Annotated in this window: 22 protein-coding genes; 11 read left to right on the forward strand and 11 right to left on the reverse strand. The window is 61.3% G+C overall.

What is annotated here, in order from left to right:
- Positions 1 to 102 precede the first annotated feature (102 nt).
- Positions 103 to 1,185, reverse strand: coding sequence for a TRAP transporter substrate-binding protein (locus AB3N21_RS14120; protein WP_171174222.1), 1,083 nt, complete (start codon positions 1,183 to 1,185; stop codon positions 103 to 105).
- A gap of 252 nt (positions 1,186 to 1,437) precedes the next feature.
- On the opposite strand from AB3N21_RS14120, the gene AB3N21_RS14125 reads away from it, so the two are divergent.
- Positions 1,438 to 2,871 (forward strand): cache domain-containing protein, encoded by a 1,434-nt coding sequence (locus AB3N21_RS14125; protein ID WP_367935814.1) that lies wholly within the window; start codon positions 1,438 to 1,440, stop codon positions 2,869 to 2,871.
- The gene (locus tag AB3N21_RS14130) at positions 2,868 to 3,515 is read left to right on the forward strand and encodes a response regulator (RefSeq protein WP_367935815.1); all 648 of its coding nucleotides are present in this window, start codon (positions 2,868 to 2,870) and stop codon (positions 3,513 to 3,515) included. Before AB3N21_RS14125 ends, AB3N21_RS14130 begins: the two co-directional genes overlap by 4 nt.
- 95 nt (positions 3,516 to 3,610) lie before the next feature.
- Here AB3N21_RS14130 and AB3N21_RS14135 read toward each other — a convergent pair whose 3' ends face one another.
- From AB3N21_RS14135 to AB3N21_RS14145, 3 genes are all read right to left on the reverse strand, one after another.
- Positions 3,611 to 4,111 carry a metal-dependent hydrolase gene (locus AB3N21_RS14135; protein ID WP_367935816.1) on the reverse strand — a complete coding sequence of 167 codons (501 nt, stop codon included), beginning with the start codon at positions 4,109 to 4,111 and terminating at the stop codon, positions 3,611 to 3,613.
- Positions 4,112 to 4,203: 92 nt separating this feature from the next.
- Complete coding sequence (locus tag AB3N21_RS14140; RefSeq protein ID WP_367935817.1) at positions 4,204 to 4,587, reverse strand: bleomycin resistance protein; 384 nt, start codon at positions 4,585 to 4,587, stop codon at positions 4,204 to 4,206.
- Positions 4,588 to 4,637: 50 nt separating this feature from the next.
- Positions 4,638 to 5,486, reverse strand: a complete 849-nt coding sequence (locus tag AB3N21_RS14145; protein ID WP_367935818.1) for a hypothetical protein — start codon at positions 5,484 to 5,486, stop codon at positions 4,638 to 4,640.
- Positions 5,487 to 5,890: 404 nt separating this feature from the next.
- Here AB3N21_RS14145 and AB3N21_RS14150 point away from each other — a divergent pair, with 404 nt between their 5' ends.
- The 6 genes from AB3N21_RS14150 (at position 5,891) to AB3N21_RS14175 (ending at position 11,212) form a co-directional block, all read left to right on the forward strand.
- On the forward strand, positions 5,891 to 7,642 hold the full coding sequence (locus tag AB3N21_RS14150; protein WP_367935819.1) for an acetolactate synthase 3 large subunit: 1,752 nt from the start codon (positions 5,891 to 5,893) through the stop codon (positions 7,640 to 7,642).
- A gap of 8 nt (positions 7,643 to 7,650) precedes the next feature.
- Positions 7,651 to 8,058 carry a hypothetical protein gene (locus AB3N21_RS14155; protein WP_367935820.1) on the forward strand — a complete coding sequence of 136 codons (408 nt, stop codon included), beginning with the start codon at positions 7,651 to 7,653 and terminating at the stop codon, positions 8,056 to 8,058.
- Complete coding sequence (gene ilvN / locus AB3N21_RS14160; RefSeq protein WP_171174236.1) at positions 8,058 to 8,618, forward strand: acetolactate synthase small subunit; 561 nt, start codon at positions 8,058 to 8,060, stop codon at positions 8,616 to 8,618. Before AB3N21_RS14155 ends, ilvN begins: the two co-directional genes overlap by 1 nt.
- Positions 8,619 to 8,942: 324 nt before the next feature.
- Entirely contained in the window at positions 8,943 to 9,740 is a 798-nt protein-coding gene (locus AB3N21_RS14165; protein ID WP_367935821.1) for a helix-turn-helix domain-containing protein, read from the forward strand.
- Between the two features lie 96 nt (positions 9,741 to 9,836).
- Positions 9,837 to 10,994, forward strand: coding sequence for an aromatic ring-hydroxylating dioxygenase subunit alpha (locus AB3N21_RS14170; protein ID WP_367935822.1), 1,158 nt, complete (start codon positions 9,837 to 9,839; stop codon positions 10,992 to 10,994).
- Positions 10,991 to 11,212 carry a hypothetical protein gene (locus AB3N21_RS14175; protein WP_367935823.1) on the forward strand — a complete coding sequence of 74 codons (222 nt, stop codon included), beginning with the start codon at positions 10,991 to 10,993 and terminating at the stop codon, positions 11,210 to 11,212. Before AB3N21_RS14170 ends, AB3N21_RS14175 begins: the two co-directional genes overlap by 4 nt.
- A gap of 102 nt (positions 11,213 to 11,314) precedes the next feature.
- Here AB3N21_RS14175 and AB3N21_RS14180 read toward each other — a convergent pair whose 3' ends face one another.
- The 3 genes from AB3N21_RS14180 to AB3N21_RS14190 all read right to left on the reverse strand — a co-directional run bounded on the left by AB3N21_RS14180 (position 11,315) and on the right by AB3N21_RS14190 (position 14,354).
- Positions 11,315 to 12,106, reverse strand: coding sequence for a DUF2189 domain-containing protein (locus tag AB3N21_RS14180; protein WP_367936138.1), 792 nt, complete (start codon positions 12,104 to 12,106; stop codon positions 11,315 to 11,317).
- Positions 12,107 to 12,148: 42 nt separating this feature from the next.
- A complete protein-coding gene (locus AB3N21_RS14185; protein ID WP_367935824.1) occupies positions 12,149 to 13,546 on the reverse strand; it encodes an amidase in 1,398 nt (465 codons plus the stop codon).
- 121 nt (positions 13,547 to 13,667) lie between these two features.
- Positions 13,668 to 14,354, reverse strand: a complete 687-nt coding sequence (locus AB3N21_RS14190; protein ID WP_367935825.1) for a M50 family metallopeptidase — start codon at positions 14,352 to 14,354, stop codon at positions 13,668 to 13,670.
- Between the two features lie 593 nt (positions 14,355 to 14,947).
- Here AB3N21_RS14190 and AB3N21_RS14195 point away from each other — a divergent pair.
- Complete coding sequence (locus AB3N21_RS14195; protein ID WP_367936139.1) at positions 14,948 to 15,169, forward strand: phosphotransferase; 222 nt, start codon at positions 14,948 to 14,950, stop codon at positions 15,167 to 15,169.
- Between the two features lie 128 nt (positions 15,170 to 15,297).
- On the opposite strand, the gene prfB is transcribed toward AB3N21_RS14195, so the two are convergent.
- The 4 genes from prfB to AB3N21_RS14215 form a co-directional block, all read right to left on the reverse strand.
- Entirely contained in the window at positions 15,298 to 16,425 is a 1,128-nt protein-coding gene (gene prfB / locus AB3N21_RS14200) for a peptide chain release factor 2 (RefSeq protein ID WP_367935826.1), read from the reverse strand.
- A gap of 68 nt (positions 16,426 to 16,493) precedes the next feature.
- Entirely contained in the window at positions 16,494 to 18,983 is a 2,490-nt protein-coding gene (locus AB3N21_RS14205; RefSeq protein WP_367935827.1) for a penicillin-binding protein 1A, read from the reverse strand.
- Positions 18,984 to 19,173: 190 nt separating this feature from the next.
- Positions 19,174 to 20,394, reverse strand: a complete 1,221-nt coding sequence (locus AB3N21_RS14210) for an N-acetylmuramoyl-L-alanine amidase (protein ID WP_367935828.1) — start codon at positions 20,392 to 20,394, stop codon at positions 19,174 to 19,176.
- 72 nt (positions 20,395 to 20,466) lie between these two features.
- A complete protein-coding gene (locus AB3N21_RS14215; protein WP_367935829.1) occupies positions 20,467 to 21,612 on the reverse strand; it encodes a pyridoxal phosphate-dependent aminotransferase in 1,146 nt (381 codons plus the stop codon).
- Between the two features lie 22 nt (positions 21,613 to 21,634).
- Between AB3N21_RS14215 and AB3N21_RS14220 the strand changes: the two genes are divergently transcribed.
- Complete coding sequence (locus tag AB3N21_RS14220; RefSeq protein ID WP_367935830.1) at positions 21,635 to 22,987, forward strand: M48 family metalloprotease; 1,353 nt, start codon at positions 21,635 to 21,637, stop codon at positions 22,985 to 22,987.
- Positions 22,984 to 23,742 (forward strand): DsbA family protein, encoded by a 759-nt coding sequence (locus AB3N21_RS14225; RefSeq protein WP_367935831.1) that lies wholly within the window; start codon positions 22,984 to 22,986, stop codon positions 23,740 to 23,742. The genes AB3N21_RS14220 and AB3N21_RS14225 overlap by 4 nt, the downstream gene beginning before the upstream one ends.
- Positions 23,743 to 23,912: the final 170 nt, after the last annotated feature.

Genomic DNA, 23,912 nt, shown 5'->3' on the forward strand with positions numbered 1-23,912 from the left:
GGTTACACTGCTGATTATAGCGGACCTGTCAGGCCCGCGCATGTGCAACGGGAAAGGCTTCCCCGCAGATGCGGGGAAACCAATTATTGGGCGTTTTGACGATTAGCCGCGAACGCGGTCGCGCTGTGCGGTGTAGACGCCCGACGACAGGTTCAGCCACGCCGACGACGCCGCCATCGACTCCATTGCGCTGTCGTGGATCTTCTTGAACAGCTCGTCGCCCATGTTTTCATCCAGCACTTCCTGGCTGGCCTTGCCAAAGGCATCCCAGACGCTGTCGGGGAATTCCATGACCTTGACACCGCCGGCCTGCAGGCGCTGCAACGCCGCGCCATTGTTGGCCAGGAACTGGGCCAGGTTCCACTGGTGGCATTCACCGGCCGCGATCTCGATGATCTTCTGCTGGCCTGGGGTCAGGCTTTCGAAAACCTCGCGGTTGGTCGCCAGTGACAAGCCGGCGCCGGGCTCGTGGAAGCCAGCGGTGTAGTATGTCTTGGTGATCTCCTGGAAGCCCGCCTTTTCGTCGGCCCACGGGCCGATCCACTCGGTACCGTCGATCGCGCCCGAAGACAGAGCCTGGTACACTTCCGAGCCCGGAATGTTCTGAACCGAAGCACCCAGTTTACCCAGAGCCTTGCCCCCCAGACCCGGCATACGGAACTTCAGACCGTTGAAATCCTCGGGGCTGTTGATCTCTTTCGAGTACCAGCCGCCCGCTTGCGCGCCGGTGTTCCCGGCCAGGAAGGATTTCAGGCCAAAGATCTGGCCCAGTTCGTCATGCAGCTCCATCCCGCCTGCATGATAGTACCAGTTCACCAGTTCCTGCGCGGTCATGCCGAAGGGAACCGCAGTGAAGAACGCATAGCCAGGATGCTGACCAACGAAATAGTAGTCCGCTGCGTGATACATGTCGGCCTGACCGGACGAAACCGCATCAAACACTTCGAAAGCGCCAACCAGTTCGCCTGCCGCCTTGATGTCAACGGTCAGGTTGCCCTCGGACATTGCGGTGATGCTGTCAGCACAACGCTGCGCGCTGTCGAACACGCCAGCCAGACCACGACCCCACGAGGTCACCATGGTCAGGGTGCGCTTGCCCTGCGCATAGGCCGGTGCCGCCAGAGCGGTTGCGGCGGCCGCCGAGCCACCCAGAGCAGATTTTTTTAGAAATGAGCGACGATCCATACGAGTCTGTCCTCCCCTTGAAGAATGCCCAGCGGTTTGCCCCCGGGCGGATCGTTTCGAGTGGCGATAGCCTATCCCTACGGTCCTTTATGTGAATACCTATTACTGCGTAGATTCAGGTCTTTTTTGCGGGCACAGACTTGTTTTTCAGGCAAAACGCTCACTTCGTCACCCTGGAGGAACCGCATTCAGCCCGAACGGCCAGGGGTAAAATCTTTGATTTTGGCAAGCGCATTGCGTAACGATTCGCGCATGTTCCGACGGTTTTCACTGTTTTCCCTGACTTACGCGCAAAAGCTGACGTTGATCGCTGCGATCCCGCTGGTCATCGCGGTGGCCGCGATCGCCCTGCTTGTGGCCTATGAAGCGCGATCAACTGCCGAGCGTGAAATCCGCACGCTGGAACGGCAATTGCTCGCAGCCAAGAAGGACGAGCTGCGCAACTACGTCACTCAGGCACGCAACGGGTTCAGCCATATCTATGGACGGGCCGCGCCCGACGATCAGGCGGCCAAGGACCGCGTTACCCAGATTCTCAGTGCGATGATCTATGGCAAGGACGGGTTCTTTTTCGTCTACGACTACGATGGCAACAATCTGGTCAGCCCCCGTCAGACCGAATTCATCAATCGCAACTGGGAGGGTTTGACCGACCGCGACGGCACGCCTGTGGTCGACGAGTTCATTCGCCTCGCCCGGCAGGGTGCGGGATGGCACAACTTTGTCTGGCAAAAACCGTCAACCGGCGAAGAGGCCATGATGGTGGCGTATGTCGTGGGCCTGCAGGACTGGCAATGGGCCGTGGGAACCGGGATTTTCGTTGACGACGTGTTCGCTACGGTGGCCTCGTCCCGGGCCGAGGTCGAAGCGCAGACCCGCCGCACCTTTTTCTACATCGGCGCGATCGTTCTGGCGGCGCTGGTCATGGTTTTTGTCTCTGGCATGCTGTTGAACATCCGCGAACGGCGGCTGGCCGATGCCAAGCTCAAGGAGCTGACCCAGCGGGTATTCGACGCGCAGGAAGAAGAGCGCGGGCGCGTGGCGCGCGAGCTGCATGATGGCATCAGCCAGATCCTGGTCGGCGTGCGTTATGCGCTGGACAACACCCGCCGCAGACTCGCGCGCGGCGATGATGGGGGTGCGCGGTCTCCGCTGGATAAGGGGATCGAGAACCTCGGCACCGCCATCACCGAAGTCCGCCGCATCAGCCGCGACCTGCGTCCCGGCGTGCTAGACGACCTCGGCCTTGGCCCCGCGCTCAAGGCGCTGACCGACGATTTTAGCGAGCGCACAGGGATCGAGACGCAGTTCACCACCGTGGTGTTCCGCAACCGGCTGGATCACGACAGCAAGATCGCGCTCTACCGCATCGCACAGGAAGCACTGACCAATATCGAGCGTCATTCCGGCGCCAGCCGCGTCACCATCGACCTGCGCGGCCACAAGAAAGGCGCCACCATGCGCATTGCCGACAATGGCCACGGATTGCGGTCGCGCCCAGGCGAAGTCAGCCCCGGCATCGGGCTGCGTAACATGCAGGAGCGGATCGAGCAGCTTGACGGCACCTTACGCATTCTGTCATCACGCGGCGCGCAAGGCGGCACGGTGATCGAGGCCAGCCTGCCGCTCAGCCATCTGCTGCCCCCCGAAGAGGAGGCCGCCCCGAAAAGAAAGGCCGGTTCATGACTGCCCCCGCCATCCGCGTCCTGATCGTCGACGACCATCCGATGGTGGCCGAGGGCATCCAGTCGATCCTGGAAAGCTATGACGATATCGAAGTGGTGGGCACACTCGGCAACGGTCAGGAGGCGGTGGACCGCGCCGAAGCCCTGTCCCCCGACGTGATCCTGATGGATCTCAACATGCCGGGCCTTGGCGGGCTTTCGGCTACGGAACTGATCCTCGAACGTCTGCCGGACACCCGGATCCTGATCCTGTCCATGCATGATAGCCCCGAATACATCTCGACCGCGCTGGGTCATGGCGCCAAGGGCTATGTCCTCAAGGACGTGCCAACGGATGAAATCCGGCAGGCCATCGACACCGTGATGCGGGGTGAGCGCTATCTCTGCACCGGCGCCAGCGGTTCGCTGGAACCCAAAGAGGACGACGGGCGCGGTGCACTGACGGGCCGCGAACAGACCATCCTGCTGCAACTGGCGCAGGGCAAGTCGAACAAGGAAGTAGCAATCGCGCTCGACATCTCAGTCCGCACGGTTGAGACCCACCGCAAGAACATCAAGCGTAAGCTAGGCATCTCATCGACTGCGGGACTGACCCGATACGCGATGGAGCACGGGGTGTTGCAGGGCACCGGCGGGCGGTTTTAGACGACACTCTCTCAGAGTGAACGGCCTTTTTTTGGTTCTTTCCCGATCTGCGTTTCACGAAAATCAGCATCTGGCGTACTGTTCAAACGCGCGCGTCATGTCGTCCTAAAAACCGCTTTCCGCCGCCGGTATACGAGTATTGCTGTGGCACAAATGGCCAGTTCGACCGCGAACGTCCAGTGAAGGATGAAGTTCCAAACCCACCACTCAAAACGCGCGGGCACCTTGACCGCATTGAGATGAAATTCCGAGAACGGTCTGAGCCAGTATATCTCTGCGGCAAAGCTGTCCAACATCATGTGCAGCAACAAACCAATCAAAGCCACAAGAATGTATGGCCTTATCCAACTCTGATCCGTGATCCACGAGATGGCCCACGCGCCGAACGCGATTGAGATCCAAAACAAAGGCCAGTGAAAGACGTACTCGTGATGCGCAGTCTGGCGATTGTCGACAAGATAGAACCAGAGCAAATCGATGTCGGGCAAGATGGATGCGATCAGCCCGACAGCTATGAGGCCTCGTCTGCCTTCGTCCTTTGTCGATGCAACAAGATCAGCGGCCAAATAGCCGGCAGGTAAGTGAGCAATGAACATGCCGAACTCAAACGATAGTCATGCCAAAATGTCAAATGCGGCTTGCTTCCGTTCTGCAGGCCGAAAGTCCTGAGCATCTGCTCGGCAACGACTCAGCTTCGGTCTCCGACACCCTCACCAAAAAACACCAGCGTTCCGTCCTCGTCGAGGACGTGAAACTCGCGCTGCATGTAAGGTTGATCGAAGGGCGGGCGCACGCGCCCTTCTGGCAAGTCGTCAAGACCGGGCTTGAGGCTTTCGAAGAGCGCGTCGATCCCCTTGACGTCGATGTAAAACGACTGATCGTCTCCCAATGGACGCCCGTCATCTCGGGGCGGACATTCCAGAAGGCGGACGGCAACGGAATCGCGTCTTAGAAAGGCATAATTGTCAGCCCTGAACCCCAGCGCAAATCCCAACCGATCCCGATAGAATTCGATTTGCCGGTCCAGCGAACTGCACAGAACAAACGGGGTTATCTGGGTCATCTGCGCCATTGGGATTTCCGGGCTCGGCTTTATACCTCCAGCTTACAGCCAAAACCGCCTCAATCCAGCAACTGATCCGAGCGCAGCCCCTCGCGCTCGTAATGGTGCGGCAGCACACGGCCATAGAGCTGCTTCGTGCGCTCCACACCGCCGCACATGCCTTCGGTTTCAACAAACGAGAAGATGCCCACATAGCGCTTGCGCGCGCCCTGAACCGGGGCCACGCGGTGCAGGGCATAGCGGCCCTTGAAGATCTGCAGGTCCCCCGGTTGCAGCACCAGCTGCCGTACCAGGCTCATGTTGCCGTCCAGAACCGAGGCCACACCGCTGAAATTCTCATCCGTCGCGCTTCGCAGGCGAGGAACGTATTCGAACTCGCCGCCGCTTTCGCCGTTCTGAATCGCCAGCGTCACGGTGTAGTTGTTGGTATCGAAATGCCAGGGAAAGCCCTGCCCCTCTTCCACCACATTGATGATCACATCCGCCAGCGGGTCGTCATAGCGATGAAACCGCTCCTCGGGCTCGTCCAGCGCTTCGCGGATGAAGGGCATGAAGCCGGGGTATTCGTAGATCCGCCGCAACGGTCCGGATTTCGGAAAGTTATCCGCCGGAACAAAGACGTTCGAGCGGTCGTAGAACTGCCGGATCGGATGTGAGGGGCTGAGCGTAGGGTTATCCTTGCTGAAATAGGCGTTTGTCCGATTGAAGGACCGGTGTGCCTTGGGTGCAACGACATCCGCCTCTTGGATCAGCGCGGTCACGCCCTGCTCGTGAACGAATCCGGGCAACACAGCACAGCCATCTTCGTCCAGCTCACGCCGCAGATCGCTGATCAATCGCGCATAGGCAGGTGCATCCGGTCGGTCGATCGGATAGCGGCCCAGATCCACGAGATCGTGCAATTCCATCCTCGCTCTCCTTGTTGCTGCGTCCGTCTCAGCGTGACACCGCGCCCAGAGTGATTCACGCCTGTTTCAGACATGCCGCTGACGGAATCTGACCTCTCCCAGCGTTGGTGCCTCATCGCCGAAAGTGAAAAGTTCCCCGCATGCGGCAATCTGCGCAAGAAAATGTCCGAAAATCCGCTCACCCCGACATGCAACTGCCGGATTGGCGGTTGACGCCCCCTGCCCCCGCCCATAATGTCCCGCCCAGCAAAAAGGAGCCGCTGGCAATGACCAGGCTAGTCGTAATCGTAGGAACCAAGCGCATGGGCCGGTGACGGTAGACCATAATCCAACCCATGCGCCTCCGAAAGTTCGGGGGCTTTTTTTATGCACACAAGACGCATGTCGCCAATGGAGCAAAGCAGATGACACGTGAGATGACCGGCGCAAAGATGGTGGTCCAGGCCCTCAAGGATCAGGGCGTGGACACGGTATTCGGGTATCCCGGCGGCGCCGTGCTGCCGATCTATGACGAGATCTTTCTGCAAAACGACATCCGCCACATCCTGGTCCGCCACGAACAGGGCGCGGTGCACGCCGCCGAGGGCTATGCCCGCTCGACCGGCAAGCCCGGCGTGGCGCTGGTGACCTCTGGCCCCGGTGCCACCAACGCGGTGACCGGCCTGACCGACGCGCTGATGGATTCGATCCCGATCATCGTGCTCACGGGCCAGGTTCCGACCTTCATGATCGGCTCGGACGCCTTTCAGGAGGCCGACACCGTGGGCATCACCCGCCCCTGCACCAAGCACAACTGGCTGGTCAAGGATACCGATACGCTGGCCGCTACCATGCACGAGGCGTTCCACGTCGCCACCGCAGGCCGCCCCGGTCCGGTGCTGATCGACATTCCCAAGGATGTGCAATTTGCAAGCGGCGAATTCACACCGCCCAAACCCTCGACCTCGCATTACCAGCCGGTGCTCAAGGGTGACATGGAAGAGATCACCGAACTGGTTGCCGCGATGGAGACCGCCAAGAAACCGGTTTTCTATACCGGCGGCGGTGTGATCAATTCGGGCAAGGCCGCAAGCCAGTTGCTGCGCGAACTGGTGGATGCCACCGGGTTCCCGATCACCTCGACCCTGATGGGTCTGGGCGCCTACCCGGCCTCGGGCGAGAATTGGTTGGGGATGCTGGGCATGCACGGGCTTTATGAGGCCAACATGGCCATGCATGACTGCGACCTGATGATCAATGTCGGTGCGCGGTTTGACGACCGGATCACCGGGCGCATCGACGCGTTCAGCCCGAACTCAAAAAAGGCCCATATCGATATCGACCCGTCCTCGATCAACAAGGTGATCCGCGTCGATATCCCGATTGTTGGTGATGTGGGCCATGTGCTTGAGGATATTCTTAAGGTCTGGAAATCGCGCGGGCGCAAGACCGATGTGGCCAATGTGAAGCAGTGGCAGGCGCAGATCGCCGAATGGCGTAAGGTGAACTGCCTTGCCTACACCAACAGCGACAAAACGATCAAACCGCAATACGCACTGCAGCGGCTTGAGGAGCTGACCAAGGATCGCGACCGCTATGTCTGCACCGAGGTGGGTCAGCACCAGATGTGGGCAGCTCAGTTCATGGGCTTTGAAGACCCGAACCGCTGGATGACGTCTGGCGGTCTGGGCACCATGGGCTACGGCTTCCCCGCCTCCATCGGCGTGCAGATGGCACATCCCGAGGCGCTGGTGATCAACGTCGCGGGTGAGGCCTCGTGGCTGATGAACATGCAGGAAATGGGCACCGCCGCGCAGTACCGCCTGCCGGTGAAACAGTTCATCCTGAACAACGAACGCCTGGGCATGGTGCGCCAGTGGCAGGAACTGCTGCATGGCGAGCGCTACTCGCATTCGTGGTCCGAAGCGTTGCCTGATTTCGTGAAACTCGCCGAGGCCTTCGGCGCCAAGGGCATCTGCATCAGCGACCCGGCCGATCTGGACGACGCGATCATGGAGATGATCGACTATGACGGTCCGGTGATCTTCGATTGTCTGGTCGAAAAGCACGAGAACTGCTTCCCCATGATCCCGTCGGGCAAGGCCCATAACGAGATGTTGCTGGGCGAGGCCGAGACGCAGGGCGTCATTCAGTCCGGCGGCGCGGTGCTGGTGTAGGCTAACGAATGCCGGACCATCTGCATAAGCTCGTCAACCAGCATCTTCGAGATCGTCAGATTGAGGCGTTGGAACTGGCGTCGTCTTGGTCTGCCCAGTCGAAGTATCAAAGTGAAGTTGCCGGGGTTTCGATACCGAATGAAGTCATCAATCAGTGGGACGACGTTTTCCATTCCGATAATGACAGATTTCTTTCGGAACCTCTCTATTCGAAATCCGAGATAATCGCGCTCCGGAAATACGCCCGAGTACTGAACGACGTCTGCAAAAAAACACCCAACCTTCTGCCAGAAGTGCCCGAGATATTTGAACTTTCGGCCTGGAAAGTGTTGAGGAGTGCTGCGCAAGAGGCACTGGACGTCATGATGATCCGCGGTCCATTTACCGACGGCGCCCAAATAGAGGACGACCACTAATGTCTGCCCTACATATCAAAAAAGGCTCCACTCGCCATTCTGCCTATAACCTGCGCCCGACCTTTTCGGATGTGCAGGAAAAGCACACCATTGCGCTGTTGGTGGAAAACGAACCCGGTGTGTTGGCTCGGGTTATCGGTCTGTTCTCAGGCCGCGGCTACAACATCGAAAGCCTGACCGTGGCCGAGGTGGACCATACCGGCCACCTCTCGCGCATCACCATCGTCACCGCTGGGACCCCGCAGGTGATCGAGCAGATCAAGGCGCAGCTGGGCCGGATCGTGCCGGTACATGATGTGCATGATCTGACCGTCGAAGGCTCCTCGGTCGAGCGCGAGCTGGCCATGCTCAAGGTGGTGGGCGAAGGCGACAAGCGGGTCGAGGCGCTACGGCTGGCCGATATCTTCCGCGCCAATGTGGTCGACAGCACGCTGAACTCGTTCATTTTCGAGATCACAGGCGCGCCTGACAAGATCGACGCCTTTGCCGATCTGATGCGGCCCCTGGGCCTGATCGAAATCGCCCGCACCGGCGTAGCGGCCTTACTGCGCGGCGAATGATCCAACGGACCCCGAGCGATCCCGGCGCTCTCGGGAGCCGGGATTGCCCGAATTCGGCATCAGCCGGCACGCATATCGCATGGCGTGCCCGTGCCTCACTCGCTTCTCATTTAAGTTAACAGTCGAGTGTAATAGGTTACTTGCAATGCGCAAATAGCCTGTTTTGCTATTGCTTTTCGGAAGCGCGCCGTTAACGTTCTGCGCAAATCGGCGCCGCTCCGGCGTCGGTGGGAGTGAAGAATACGATTTTCGGCCAACGCTCAAAGGCAACGCCTTTGCCGTTCCTGTTTCGGGCCACAACGGAACCCCGAACTTGGGGCATGTATGAACGAACCGACACGCAGCCCGGCAGAATTGCGCAATATGTTTGGCGCCAATCTGCGCCAACTCGCCAGCGAATACCCCACCATATCGGGACTGACTCAGCAGTTGGGTATCAACCGGACCCAGTTCAATCGCTACCTGTCCGGCGAAAGTTTTCCACGGCCCGACGTTTTGGACCGGATCTGCCGGTTCTTTCAGATAGATGCGCGTATCCTGTTGTCGCCGCTGGACGAGCTTTTGGCGGATGAGCCCCTGCTGACGGGCAAAACGCTTGGCAATTTCTTGGGCGTCGTTGGCCATGGAGCAAAGGACGAGTTTTTCCCAATCGGTTTCTATCACACGTCACGACCCTGCCCCGACGGCGTAAATCTCTATGTCGTCGCTCTGGCACACGTTGCAAGAACCGGCCCGAACCTGTTCATCCGGGGGTTTGACCCAGTTGAACTCGCGCGGCGGCAGGCATCAAGTCAATCGCCACAAGCGCGCGAATTCCGGGGTTTTGCCTCGCCACTGGATCAGGGTGTGGCCTTGGTTCTGTCGCACCGCGAAGCCAAAAACGGAACGCTGTGTTTCCTGACCCATGCGCCCAACCACGGCAATGACTTCTGGATCGGCACCTTGATGCGCACCAGCCAAGCCGATGGTGCACACAACCATCCGGCACCAGTTATCTACGAACACTTAGGCTCGAATCTTGGTGCGGCGCTCAGCGCCGCGCGGATGGCGGGGTTGGTTGCGAGAGAAGACCTGCCCGCAGGTCACTCTGACCTCTTACATCTGGACGACGCCGAAACGTGACCACAAAAATGTCGCTGTGAGAAACGTCGGCGTCGCGGAACTTGAAGCACGCGCGCAAGACTCATGCCTTGCTGTGCCCGAGTGAAGGAGCAAGCCATGACTACACAAGCGACCAACCTGAACGATGTCCGGCAACCGATCGAGCGCGCCAATGGCCTGCCCAACGCGCATTACACCGACCCCGATGTGCACACGGAAGAGACGCGCGCCCTGATGCTCGATGGCTGGGCCGGGCTGGCGGTCGCCGCGGATGTGCCCGAACCGGGCGATGCGGTTCCGATGGAGTTTCTGGGCATGCCCCTGCTGCTGCTCCGCGACCGTGAGGGCCAGGTGCGCGTGTTCCAGAACATCTGTCGCCATCGCGGCATGATCCTGGTCGATGAGCCGCGCAAGATCGAGGGTGCGATCCGCTGCCCCTATCACAGCTGGTGCTATTCGACGCAAGGAAAGCTGGTCTCGACCCCGCATGTGGGCGGCCCCGGTCAAAACACCCATGAAGGCATAAAGCGCGAGGATCTGGGCCTGATCGAGGTGCGCAGCCATATCTGGCGTGAGGTCGTGTGGATCAACGTCTCGGGCACCGCACCCGGCTTTGAAGAGGCCAACGCCAAGCTGATCGCCCGGTGGGCGGAATTTGACAAACCGCTCTATCATGGCGGCGCGGACAGCGCATTCCGGCTGGATGTGAACTGCAACTGGAAGCTGGCGGTCGAGAATTACTGCGAAAGTTACCACTTGCCCTGGGTGCATCCCGGGCTCAACAGCTATTCCCGGCTGGAGGATCACTATCATATCGAGGAACCGGGCCAATTCTCGGGTCAGGGCACTTTGGTCTACCGCCAATTGACCGGTGAAGCCGGTCAGGTGTTTGAGGATTTCGACGGTCTGAGCGCGAAATGGGACACGGCCGCGGAGTACATCGCGGTCTTTCCCAATGTGCTGCTGGGCGTGCATCGCGATCACGCCTTTGCCATCATCCTGGTGCCCGAGGCGATGGACCGCACATCCGAGCATATCCATCTGCTCTATGCCACGCCCGAACCCGACGCGGAGCTACGCGTGAAAAACACCGAACAGTGGAAGGTGGTGTTCGAAGAGGATGTCTTTGTTGTCGAAGGCATGCAGCGCGGCCGCTCTGCTCCGGGGTTCGACGGTGGGCGGTTCTCACCGGTGATGGATGGGCCAACGCACCTGTTCCACGATTGGGTAGCCAGGCGGCTGCAAGCCCATCGCCAGCAACTGGCGGCAGAATGAGCGATCTGGACGCGCGGCTGCTGGCCGCGCATGCCACTGGCGATCGTGTGGCCCTTGCGGCGCTCTATGAAGAGGCCGCCGATGCCGCCGGCGACGAGGATGCCTGCGGCTTCTACCTGACCCATGCTTATGTCTACGCACTTGAGGCAGGCCTGCCGCAGGCCGACAGGCTGCGCGAGCGCTTGGCAGCGATGGGACGGGAAACACCGGAGGTCTGAGGCACGCGGGGGCGCTCCCGCCCGTCGTCGATGCCCCTTACGGGGGCACCTCCTCCGGTTGGGCCCGGCGACGCGCAGGCAAGCCTGCGCGCCGAGGGCACGTCAGGTGGCGGGGGCTGGATCGCCCTCGGTTTCGGACGCGATCTGGCGGTAGAGGTGCCAGCTGGAGTGGCCCAGCCACGGTAACACCACGAGCAGTCCCAGAAACCACGGGATTAGTGCGGCGAAGGTAAGCACCGCGATGAAGGCAGCCCAGGATAGCATCACCACCGGGTTTGTGGTGACGTAGCTGTAGCTTGAGATCATGGCGGTGACGAAATCCAGCTCACGATCCAGCAGCATCGGGATAGACAGCACCGTGATCATGTAGAGCAGCAGCGCAAAAAGCGCCCCCACAACGGTGCCAAATCCCAGCATCATCAAACCGTTGAAGGTAAAGAACACATCAAAGGACGTGGTGATGTTGGTCATTGTCGTCAGGCCCAAGAACAGAGCAAAGATCATGTGGCCAAGGAAGAACCAGAACATAAAGACCACGACGATGATGGCGCAGATGGAGGGGAGCTGACGCCGCCCCTGCTGGATCACGATGCCGAAGATCGCGCCATGTTCCAACGCGCCGCCCTGATCCAGACGATGCGAGACCTCATAGAGGCCAACAGCTGCAAACGGACCGATCAGTGGAAACCCTATCGCCGCCAGAACCAGCCAGTATGTCGTTCCGGTTTGCGCCGTGACCCAGGCCATGAAAAGTCCCGCCAGTACATAAAATCCCGCGAAAATCAGGCCGAACGCCGGTGCGCGCATAAAATCCCGCCATCCCCGCCTAAGGGCCACACGCAGCATATCGAAACTCGCGGCCCTGAGAGGCGGAACACCAAAGGGTCTTTCCATCTCAGCCTGTTTCATGTGAACTCCTCCCTTTTGTCCGGCGGGTCACAGCGCCGGTGTCTTCTGCGGCCATTCGGTCGCCTGATGATAAGCTGCGCCCAAAGCAAGCAGCGCCGCATCGCTGCCGCGTGGGCCAAAGATCTGGAGCCCCATGGGCAGGCCGCCTGCCCCGAACCCGGCGGGTGCGGCCAGGCAAGGCAGGCCCAGCAGGCTGACAGGAACCACCACCTCCATCCAGCGGTGATAGGTGTCCATCGCCTGCCCCGCGATCTCCTTGGGCCAGGGCAGCGTCACGTCAAAGGGCCAGACCTGCGCGGCGGGCAGGATCAGCGCGTCGTAGTCCTCAAACAGGGCGGCCGCGCGTTTGAACCATTCCGACCGGGTCAGGCTGGCCTGGTGCACCTCGATCGCGCTCATCGCCAGGCCGCGCTCCAGTTCCCACTGCGCGCTGTCCTTGAGCTGCGCCTTGTGCCCGGCCAGCGGGGCCAACCCGGCGGCGACGCTCCATGAACGCAGTGTGATCCAGCTGTTCCATATCCGGTCAGCCTCAAAGGGCGGGTCAACCGGTTCCACGTGACAGCCCAGTTCGGTGAACACCCCCAGCGCCGCTTCGCACAAAGACAGGATACCCTCCTCCATCGGAAACACACCACCCCAATCGCCCAGCCAGCCAATCCGCAGGCCATGGGCTCGCGCAGGCGCAACCAGTGATACAGTCTGACTGGCAAAGGGATGCGGCTGGCGCGGATCGGTTCCTGAGATCACGTCGAGCAGAACGCCCAGATCCTCGGGGGTGCGGGCCATCGGGCCCAGCGTCGACAGCTGGTGCAGGAAGGTATCGCCCAAGGGCTCGGAGGGCACCCGGCCCCAACTGGGGCGGAATCCGTAAACATTGTTCCAAGCCGCCGGGTTGCGCAGGCTGCCCATCATGTCGGACCCGTCCGCCAGTGCCGTCATGCCCGTGGCCAGCGCCACCGCCGCCCCGCCCGAGGACCCACCGCAGGATCGGGACGAATCATAAGGGTTACACGTCGCGCCATAGACCGGGTTGAACGTGTGCGAACCCAGACCGAATTCCGGCACATTGGTCTTGCCGATCAGAATGGCCCCCGCCGCCCGCATCCGCGCGGCGATCAGGTCATCGGATTTCGGCACGGTGTGCTGGAAAATCGGCGAGCCTTGGGTCGAGGCAATCCCGGCCACATTGACCAGATCCTTGACCGCCATCGGCAGCCCGTGCAACGGCCCCCGCCAGGGCCCGGCATCCACCGCCTCGGCTTCGGCCATCAGCTCATCCGCATCGCGCAGCGCCACGATGGCGTTGACCGTCCCGTTGACCTCATCAATTCGGTCCAGCGTGGCCCGCATCAGGTCAGCCGCAGTCAAACGCCCCGAGGACAGAGCCGAGAGCAGATCATTGGCAGAAGATCGGATCAGGTCCATCTGGCGCCACCTTGGGTTGGTCAAGGTCAGCGTAGCGGCGGGTTTGCCCCATTTAAACCCACTGTTTCAATGTATCTTTTGTGCGAGCAGCCCAGTGCCGAACCGCCCTGCCCGCCAAATCCTACCGTCGTGCAGCGGCACCGAAATGCAGGTTGCTTTCCGGCCCGATCCAGTATCTCAGACAAACCGCGATGACCGCGAAACTCAGGACCAGCCACAAACCGCCCCAGAGAGCGGGCGAACCGCCGAACTGCTCGGACAGTTGATAGGCATCTGACCGCACGCCGGTGCGCCGGATCGTATCGTAGAAGATGTCATAGGGGACATAGATGGCGCTTGTCAGCCCGATGACACGAAGAACCATGTCGCTGAGGCGGTGGTCGCAAAACCAGGCCGTCGCCAGCATTCCTGTGCCGGCCACAATACAAAACCCAAACGGAAACAGCTCCCGGACATACAGCGCGGCCACCGTCAGACACAGGAACCCGAACAGGCCGAGCACCAGCCGGTCCGCATCTGTACGCAGCGCGATCAGCAACAACGTCACTCCGATCAGCAGCGAACCGACATAGCCCGCGGATGCAATGACGAACCCGTTCCCGCCCCGCGTGATCGCATAGCCGCCCTGCTGGGCAGAGAGCGAAATCCTCTCAACCGAGCCACCCGTCATCAGCGCCGCAAAAGCGTGAGCCAGCTCATGCAGAAACACCACGAGTATCTTCAGCGGCAGGACCAACGGCGTGTTCCAGAGAATGAACACCAGTCCGGTAATCAGGATGAGCTGCCAGTGACCTTGGAGTGTCTTCATACCCGGCATCACGCCGCGATGGGCAGAGAATGTCAAACGGGCAGTTTCGGTATTCTGAACAGCCCGTCTCGGATAAACTCGGGTGATAAGAGCGTGTCCGATCGAAGCCTTAGTCGTCATTGCCTACGCGCCCGTTGCTGTTCTATTTCTCTGTTAGCAATGCTGAATGGCCGGACATGTCGCGCACACCAATCGAACGATGGAACATAACTGCGGAACTGCAACCCCTTTTAGGGGGACACAGAAACGTGGCCCTCAGAACGGTCGGACTGAGTCCTGATCTTGTGTTTAAGTCGACAAGGCGAACGCCGGCGGCAACTGCTTGGCTTTTGGAGGTCCATAAAGTCGCCAGGCAAAGCGGATTTGTCGTTCCCAAGCTGCTTCAAAGTTCCCGCGGCCGGTTCGTCGAGGATGGATGGACATGTGAGACCTTTATCGAAGGTCAACATTTGTTGCCGAGTGATTTGTCGTATCTTCTTCAATAGATCACTCGGTTACATGAAGCGACCGGGCATTTGCCGCAGCGCCCGGGATTCCTGTCATCTCAGGATCTGCTCAATCAGGTTTCAGGCGGAGACGTCAACCTCGATGCAATGCCGAATGATCTTGCGCTCGATTGTCGAACTACATGGCGCGCGGTCTCGGACCGCCCAGAGGCCGTCATTCACGGAGACCTCAATCACAAAAACACCCTCAGATGCCCGGACGGCCTTATCGCTTTGGTTGATTGGGACGAGTGCCGGCGCGATCTCGTGCTGTTCGACCTCGGACCGCTGTGCGAAGGTGACGAGAAAGAACAACGAGCACGCGGCTAGGGAAGTGGCCTGCTCTTGGCTGATCGAACCAGAACACGCCAAACAGGTTGCCAATCGCCGGCAAGCGACCGGTAACTCCGACCTCACGTCTGACTCAGTGCAAACGCCAAGCTAAGCCCAGAAACAAATCAGTCTTCAGCCTGCGCCTCGGACCGACTCTTGCCCGCTACGTTCAGCGCCAGCGTAGCGGCCATGAACCCGTCGAGGTCACCGTCCAGCACGCCCTTGGTGTCCGAGGTTTCGTGGTTGGTGCGCAGGTCCTTGACCATCTGGTACGGCTGCAAAACATAAGACCGGATCTGGTTGCCCCAGCCCGCGTCTCCCTTGCTCTCGTGCGCCTCGTTGATGGCCGCGTTGCGGCGGTCCAGCTCCAGCTGGTAGAGTCGCGATTTCAGCGCCTTCATGGCGATGTCGCGATTCTGGTGCTGCGATTTCTCGGAACTGGTCACCACGATCCCGGTGGGATGGTGTGTGATCCGCACGGCCGAGTCGGTGGTGTTCACGTGCTGACCGCCCGCACCGGAGGACCGGTAGGTGTCGATGCGGATGTCGGTCGGGTTCACTTCGATCTCGATATTGTCGTCCACTACCGGATAGACCCAAACCGAGCTGAACGAGGTGTGCCGTTTCGCGGCGCTGTCATAGGGTGAGATACGCACCAGCCGGTGCACGCCGCTTTCCGATTTCAGCCAGCCATAGGCATTGTGGCCGGAAATCTTGTAGGCTGCCGACTTGATCCCAGCCTCGTCACCCGCGCTTTCGGACTGCAACTCGACCGTATAGCCCTTTTTCTCGGCCCAGCGAACATACATCCGTGCCAGCATCGAGGCCCAGTCGCAGCTTTCGGTGCCGCCCGCGCCCGCGTTGATCTCGAGGAACGTGTCGTTGGTATCGGCCTCACCATCCAGCAACGCCTCAAGCTCTTTCTCGGCAGCCTTCTCTTGCAGCGCCTTCAGCGCCTCTTCGGCATCTGTGACGACCTCTTCATCCTCTTCTATCTCGCCCAGCTCGATAAGCTCGATATTGTCGCTGAGGTCGGTCTTGATCCCCTCATAGGTCTCGATGGCATCCACCAGCGCCTGACGCTCGCGCATCAGTTTCTGCGCGCCCTCCGGGTTGTCCCACAGGTTCGGGTCCTCAACCCGCGCGTTGAACTCCTCCAGCCGGTGCGGCGCGGTCTCGTAGTCAAGCCGCTGGGCCAGCAGCTCCAGCGATTTCTCGATATCCGCCACGATGTTCTGGGTCTCGGCACGCATGGTAGGTCCTGCAACTTCGGATCGTCTGAGGCGTTCTGATAGACCAGCGCCCCGGGCGGGGCAAGCGGTCAGTAGAGCCCGCCGGAACTGACCGTGCCGAAGTTGGCCTTGGGGCCAACGGTGGTGGTTTGTCCAGTCGACGTGCGAACTTGCTGGCCCGATTGCTGCACTTCTTCGAACAGCGGCAGGTTCGATCCCATGGCAAAGCCACCATCATAGGCAAGACCAAAGATCGGCTCGGCGCCATCGCGGAAATACTCGGCCACCACGTATTCGCCCGAGGCGTTGTCCGGCAGGCGGGCGCCGGTGAACCGGTCAATCTTGATGAAATGTCCGCCCGGCGGCAAGTCGAAGGGGCCGCCGCCATACTTCGCCACGGCCTTCTCCATGAAGCTTTGGAACACCGGCCCGCACATGGACCCGCCATAGGCACCCCGCCCCATCGGGCGCGGGCGGTCATAGCCGATATAGCAGCCCGCCACGATGTTCGAGGTGAAGCCGATGAACCATACGTCCTTGGCATCGTTGGTGGTGCCGGTCTTGCCCGCCGTCGGCACCGGCAGCTTGACCACACCGCTGGCTGTGCCGCGTTCCACCACACCCCGCATCATCGAGGTCAGCTGATAGGCGGTGATTGCATCCATCACCTGTTCGCGGTCGGTGACGATCTTGGGCGCGGCGTTCGGGGCAATCTGATCCGAGTTGCAGTCCACGCACTCACGATCGTCGTGGCGATAAATGGTTTTGCCGAACCGGTCCTGAATCCGATCCACCAGCGTCGGCTCCACCCGCTCACCGCCATTGGCGAACATCGCATAAGCCGCGACCATCTTGTAGAGCGTCGTCTCTTCCGACCCCAAGGCGTTGGCCAAATACGGCCCCATGTGGTCATAGACCCCAAACCGCTCGGCATAGCCCGCGACCACAGGCATCGAGACCTCCTGCGCCAGACGGATTGTCATCAGGTTCCGCGAGCGCTCGATGCCTGTACGCAGTGGCGTCGGTCCGTAAAACTTGTTCGACGCGTTCTTGGGCCGCCACAGGCCCTGCGGCGTGTTCACCTCGATGGGCGCGTCCACCACGATGGTCGCCGGGCTATAGCCACTGTCGAGCGCTGCGGCATAGACGAAGGGCTTGAAGCTCGACCCTGGCTGGCGCTGCGCCTGTGTAGCGCGGTTGAAGACCGAATCCTGGTACGAGAACCCGCCCTGCATCGCCAGAACCCGGCCCGAGTTCACATCCATGGCGACGAAGCCGCCCTGCACCTCCGGCACCTGCCGCACCGACCACTGGCCTTCCTCGCCCTCGCGCACCAGCACGATATCGCCGCGCTTGAAGTTGGCCGCGAAATCGCCCTGCATCCACTTGATGTCCGAGCGCGGCACCACGCCGTCCGCCGGACCATCCTCGATACCTACCGTCAGTTGCTGATCGGCGACCTCCATCACGACCGCCGGGTACCACCTTGTCGGAAGGATCACGTCGCGTGGCACTTCGACCAGCGCCAGCGCCTGCCGCCAGGCATTCTCCTCCGCCAGCTTCTCCTCGGCAATAACCTCACCGGTGCCGCGCCATTTCCCACGCGAGCGGTCGTATTTCTCCAGCGCCTCTCGCAAGGTACGGGCCGCTTCGACCTGCATTTCCTCGTCGATTGAGGCGCGCACGCTGAACCCGCCGGTAAAGAACTCACCCTCGCCGAAATCCTCGCTCAACTGGCGGCGGATCTCGTCGGTGAAATAATCGCGCGGTGGCAGGGCTGTACGGAAGCTTTCGAAATCGCCGTTCTGGACCGAGCGCAATGGCTGCTCGACCTCGGCATCATAGGTGGCCTGATCGATATAGCCGTTCTCGCGCATCTCGCGCAGCACATAGTTGCGCCGGGCCAGCAGGCGCTCTTTCTGGCGCACCGGGTGATAGTCCGACGGCGCCTTGGGCATCGAGGCCAGCATCGCCGCCTCATGCGGCGCCAGTTCGGATAGGGTCTTGTTGAAATAGGTCTGGGCAGCGGCGGTCACACCATAGGAGTTCTGGCCCAAAAAAATCTCGTTCATATACAGCTCAAGGATCTGTTCCTTGTCCAGCGTGTCCTCGAGCCGGGCAGCCAGAATGATCTCCTTGATCTTGCGCTCGGCGCGACGGTCGCCGGACAGCAGGAAGTTCTTCATCACCTGCTGCGTGATGGTCGAGGCCCCGCGCACAGTCTCGCCGCGCGATTTGATCGCCTCGAACCCGGCCGCCGCGATGCCGCGAATGTCATAGCCCTGATGCGAATAAAAATTCTTGTCCTCGGCGGAAATGAAGGCCTGCTTGACCAGATCCGGGATCTCTTCCGACGGCGTGAACAGACGCCGCTCCTGTGCGAACTCGTCGATCAGGTTGCCTTCGCCGGAATAGATCCGGCTGATGGTCGGCGGCTTGTATTGGGCCAGAGATTCGTGGCTGGGCAGGTCGCGCCCATACATCCAGAACACCCCGCCGATGGTCAGGGCAACCATGAAAATACCAAGCGTCACGAGGCTGAAGATCGCCCCGAAGAAGGAAAGAATGAACCGGATCACGTTACTGCCTTTTTTCCGCGGTGCCGCCTATATAGTGACGCCCCATGGCAGCGTCAAAACCAACGGCACGATTTGGCCACCCCATTATACACATTGCCGCCTCATCCGGCGTTCAAATCTTCTTCTGTTCAGAAATATCCCGGGGGAGTCGCCAAAGGCGACGGGGGCAGCGCCCCCTCTGCCCTCTCCTTCAATTGCGCACCAGCGGTTGTTTTGCCCGATCCGCATCGCGCCAATTCTGCAAGCCATTTCGAATTCCCTGCGCCATTGCCGCACGCCAGTCCGGGTTGCGGATGTTCTTCAGATCACGCGGGCTGGACAGAAACCCTAACTCAATCAGAACTGAGGGAATGTCGGCGGCCTTGAGCACCGAAAACGACGCCTCCCGCACGGGACGCCGGTTCATTGGCCCGCCCTGCTGCGCCATGCCCCGCGCCAGCGCACCCGCCAGCGCCCGGGTGCGGGGCCGGGTTTCCTGCCGGGCCAGATCCAGCAGGACGTCGGCCACCTGATCGTCTGTGGCACTCAGATCGACCCCCGCCAGCAGATCGCCACGATCATGCCGTTCGGCCAGCTTGGCGCTGGCGATGTCCGAGGCGTCCTTGGACAGCACATAAACCGCCGCCCCGTGCGCAAGCCCCTCAGACAGCGAATCGGCATGCAGCGAAATGAACACATCCGCCCCCGCCCGGTGCGCCAGCGTGATGCGGCGTTCGAGCGACACAAAATGGTCGCCATCGCGGGTCAGTTCCACCTCGAACCCGCCTGAGCGCAAGAGCAGCTCGCGCAATTCACGGGCAAAGGTCAGCATCAGGGTCTTTTCGTCGGAAACGCCGGTCTCGGCCCCCGGATCAATGCCACCATGGCCGGGATCGAGTACCACCCGCAACGGAGCGTCGGGCCCCCGCGGCGCGGGTGCCACAACCTGCGCAGGTTCTGGTAAATCCCACCGCGGGTCCTTCGGAGCACCTGCGGCGGCTGCGAATTCCTCCGCGCCAACGGGCTGCACCTCCAACCCGAGGACGGCGGCGCCCGTTACCGGATCGACCCGCAGCTCTGCCTGTTCGACACCGAGAGGTTGCCCCAGATCCAGCACCATCCGGGACCAGCCTGGCACATAGGTGCCGAACTGCGCTTGTGCGATCCGGTCGGTTTGCAAAAGGTCACGGGCGCTCAACCCGGTCCAGTCCACCTCCTGAAAATCCAGCACCAGCCGGGGCGGGTTGTCGAGCGTGAACAGCCGGTACGGCACTCCTTGGTTGAGCGTCAACTCCACCCGCACACCGTCACGCCCTGCGGCCATGATGCGGCTGGCCTCGGCGTCGATGCGCGCCAGCCCGCTGAACTCCTGCGCCAGCGCACTGCCCGCCAGCCCCAAGACCAGCGCAAAAATGCTGAAAAATCTGCTCATTGCCTCAGCTTTCCGAGATCGTTTGCGCGGACCCTACTGCATGTCCGGTGCTTTGTGAACGAAAAGCCGCCCTCAGCCCCGGGCCTGCATGAACGCCTTGAGCCGTGCCAACCCCTCTTCGATGTCGGCGGTCGCGCGGGCATAGGAGAACCGCAGCGTCCGGTGCCCCCGGACCGGATCGAAATCCAGCCCCGGGGTCACCGCGACCCCAGCCTTGTCGAGGATTTCCGCCGCAAAGGCGCGGCTGTCTTCAGTCAGCTCCGACACATCGGCATAGACATAGAACGCCCCATCGGGTGGCGCGATATTGGTGAACCCGGCCTCGGGCAGGCCCTTCAACATCAGCGCGCGGTTGGCGCGGTAGACATCCAGATTGGCCTGCAGCTCGTCGTCGCATTCCATCGCCGCCAAGGCGGCCACCTGACTGGCATGAGGGGCGCAGATGAACATGTTCTGGGCGATGCGCTCGATGACGCGCACGTGATCCTCGGGCACCACCATCCAACCGACGCGCCAGCCGGTCATCGAGAAATACTTGGAGAACGAGTTGATCACATAGCACTCATCCGTCAGTTCCAGCGCAGTCACTGCCTTCGCCTCGTATTCCAGCCCGTGATAGATCTCGTCGCTGATGAACGAGGCCCCCTGCCCCTGCGCCGCCTCGATCAGCGCGCCCATTGCGGCATGATCCAGCATGGTACCGGTCGGGTTGGCCGGAGACGCAACCATCAGCCCCGCCAGATCGAGCCCGGCAAAATCGGCAGGCACCGGCTGCAGGCGATTCTCGGGCGCGGTCGGCAGGTCCACCGGCACCAGCCCGAGCGCGCGCAGAATCTGCCGGTACGAGGGATAGCCCGGCGCGCCGATCCCAATCCGGTCGCCGGTGTCGAAGAGCGCCGTGAACGCCAGCAGAAACCCTCCGGAAGAGCCGGGCGTAACAACCACCCGCTCGGGGTTCAGATCGACCCCGTACCATTCGCCATATAGCCGTGCGATCCGCTGCCGCAACTCGGGCAGACCCAGCGCCACGGTATAACCGAGAGAACCCGTTTTCATCGCCCCTTCCAGCGCCGCCAGGGCCCCTTCTGGCGCGCCGGTGCCGGGCTGGCCAACCTCCATGTGGATAATGCGGCGCCCGGCCTCTTCGGCCCGCCGCGCGGCCTCCATCACGTCCATCACAATGAAGGGATCGACTCCCGACCGGGTTGAGTTTCTCATGGCCTTCTCCCATGTTGCGGCCATGGCTTTTGATCGCGTATCCCGGCTGGCGTCAATCCCGGCCCTTGTGCTGACGTCGGTTATGTATCTGATGTCCGCGATCCCCGCCGCCGCGGTCGGGCTGCTGCGCGACCCGGATATCGAACATGGCCTGCGTGAATTGGCCTTTCCCATCCTTCGCGCCGCCGGACTGAACACCAACAGGGTGCGGGTGCTGCTGGTCAATGACGACCGCTTCAACGCCTTTGTGATCGACCACAACACGATCTTTCTGAATTACGGCCTGATCCTGAAGGTCGAGCGCCCAGATATCCTGCAGGCGGTCATCGCGCATGAGGCGGCCCATATCGCCAACGGCCACATCTCGCGCCGCGTCGCCAACCTGCAAAGCGCGCAGCGGCTGGCAGGTCTGGGCACCGCGCTGGCCATCGCTGCCGCCGCCGCTGGCGCCGGCGAGGCTGCACCCGGTCTTGCCGTCGGCATCCAAAGCTCGGCCCTGCGCAGTTTTCTCGGCCATACCCGTGCCGAGGAAGCCTCGGCCGACCGCTCCGCCGCCAGTTATCTGCGATGGGCCGATATTTCCCCCCGGGGGCTGGTCGATCTGCACCGCACCTTTTCAGGCCAGGAACTTCTGGGTCCGAACCAACAGGACCCTTATATGCGCTCACACCCGCTGACCCGCGACCGGGTCCGCGCTGCAGAGTCTTATCTTGCTACCCATGGCGACCGGGCACCGCCCAATCCGAATGCCGATTACTGGTTCGCGCGCGTCAAGGGCAAGGTCTCGGCCTTTACCCGCGCGCCATCGTGGACGCTTCGCCGGGCGCCTGAGGAACAAGCCCGCGATATCCGCCTGATGCGCGAGGCCGTGGCGCACCACCGCAACAACAATCTGTCCAAGGCCCGCGCTGCCATCGACGGCGCGCTGGCGATCCGGCCCGACGACCCGTTCTACTATGAACTCAAGGGCCAGATCCTGATGGAAAACCGCAAGCTTCAGGGTGCGCTCACCGCCTACAAGACCGCTGTCGAAATGGCGCCCCGCGACGCGCTGATCCTGGCCGGATATGGCCGCGCGCTGCTGGCAGCGGATCAACCGAAACAGGCGCTGGAGATTCTTGAACAGGCACGCGCCCGCGACTATCGCAACGCCCGCATGATGCGGGATCTGGCGATGGCCTATGCCAAGACCGGCAAGAACGGCATGGCCTCGATGGTCACCGCCGAACGCTTCGCCCTGCAAGGCCGCATCGAGGATGCGGGAATTCACGCCAAACGCGCCATTGGCCAGTTGCCCGAAGGTTCTCCGGGTTGGCAACGGGCTCAGGATGTGCTGATTGCATCCGAACGCGCGCAAAAAAGGAAAAGAAGATGATGCTCAGATTTGCCGCCCCAGCCCTTACGGCCCTGACCCTGATCTCGGCCCCCGCGCAGGCGCTGGACCTGAGCGCGATGAGCGCCGATGAGCGCGAAGCCTTTGGCGCGCAGGTGCGGGAATACCTGCTGGAAAACCCCGATGTGATCCTCGAAGCAATCAACATCCTTGAGGAACGCAACGCCGCAGCCGAGGCGCAGGCGGATCTGGAACTGGTGGCGGCCAATGCCGACGCGCTCTTCAACGACGGCTATAGCTGGGTCGGTGGCAACCCGGACGGCGACATCACACTAGTCGAATTCATGGACTATCGCTGCGGCTATTGCCGCCGGGCCGTGCCCGAGGTCACCAAGCTGCTGAAAGAAGACGGCAATATACGGCTGGTGATCAAAGAGTTCCCGATTCTGGGGGAGGCTTCGGTGATCTCTTCTCGTTTCGCAGTAGCAACCAAGCAGGTCGCGGGCGATGAGGCCTACAAACAGGTCCATGACGCACTGTTGGAATTCAGCGGCGAGGTGGGTGAGGTCACCCTGCGCCGCATCTCGGACGGTCTGGGGCTGGATACCGAGGCCATCGTCGCGGCGATGAACAGCGACGAGGTAACCCGCGAGATCGCCGAAACCCGCGCGCTGGCGCAACGGTTGCAGATCTCGGGCACGCCGACCTTCGTTCTGGAGACCGAGATGCTACGCGGGTACCTGACCGCCGACCAGATGCTTGAAATCGCCGAAGGCATTCGAGCCAACAAGAGCTGATGATCGGAGGGGTGGGTTTACCGTCCTATTTTTGATTTGTTGGGATCTTGAAACTCAACGTGCAGGCGTACGCGTCTTGTCGGCCGCACCGGTTTGCTTCCTTTCACCCCGCGCTTCTGCTCGTCACTTCAAAATCGTGATCGGCATTCGCCATTTGCGCATTTCCACTC

It is taken from the genome of Ruegeria sp., assembly GCF_040830605.1.
Classification (GTDB): domain Bacteria; phylum Pseudomonadota; class Alphaproteobacteria; order Rhodobacterales; family Rhodobacteraceae; genus Ruegeria.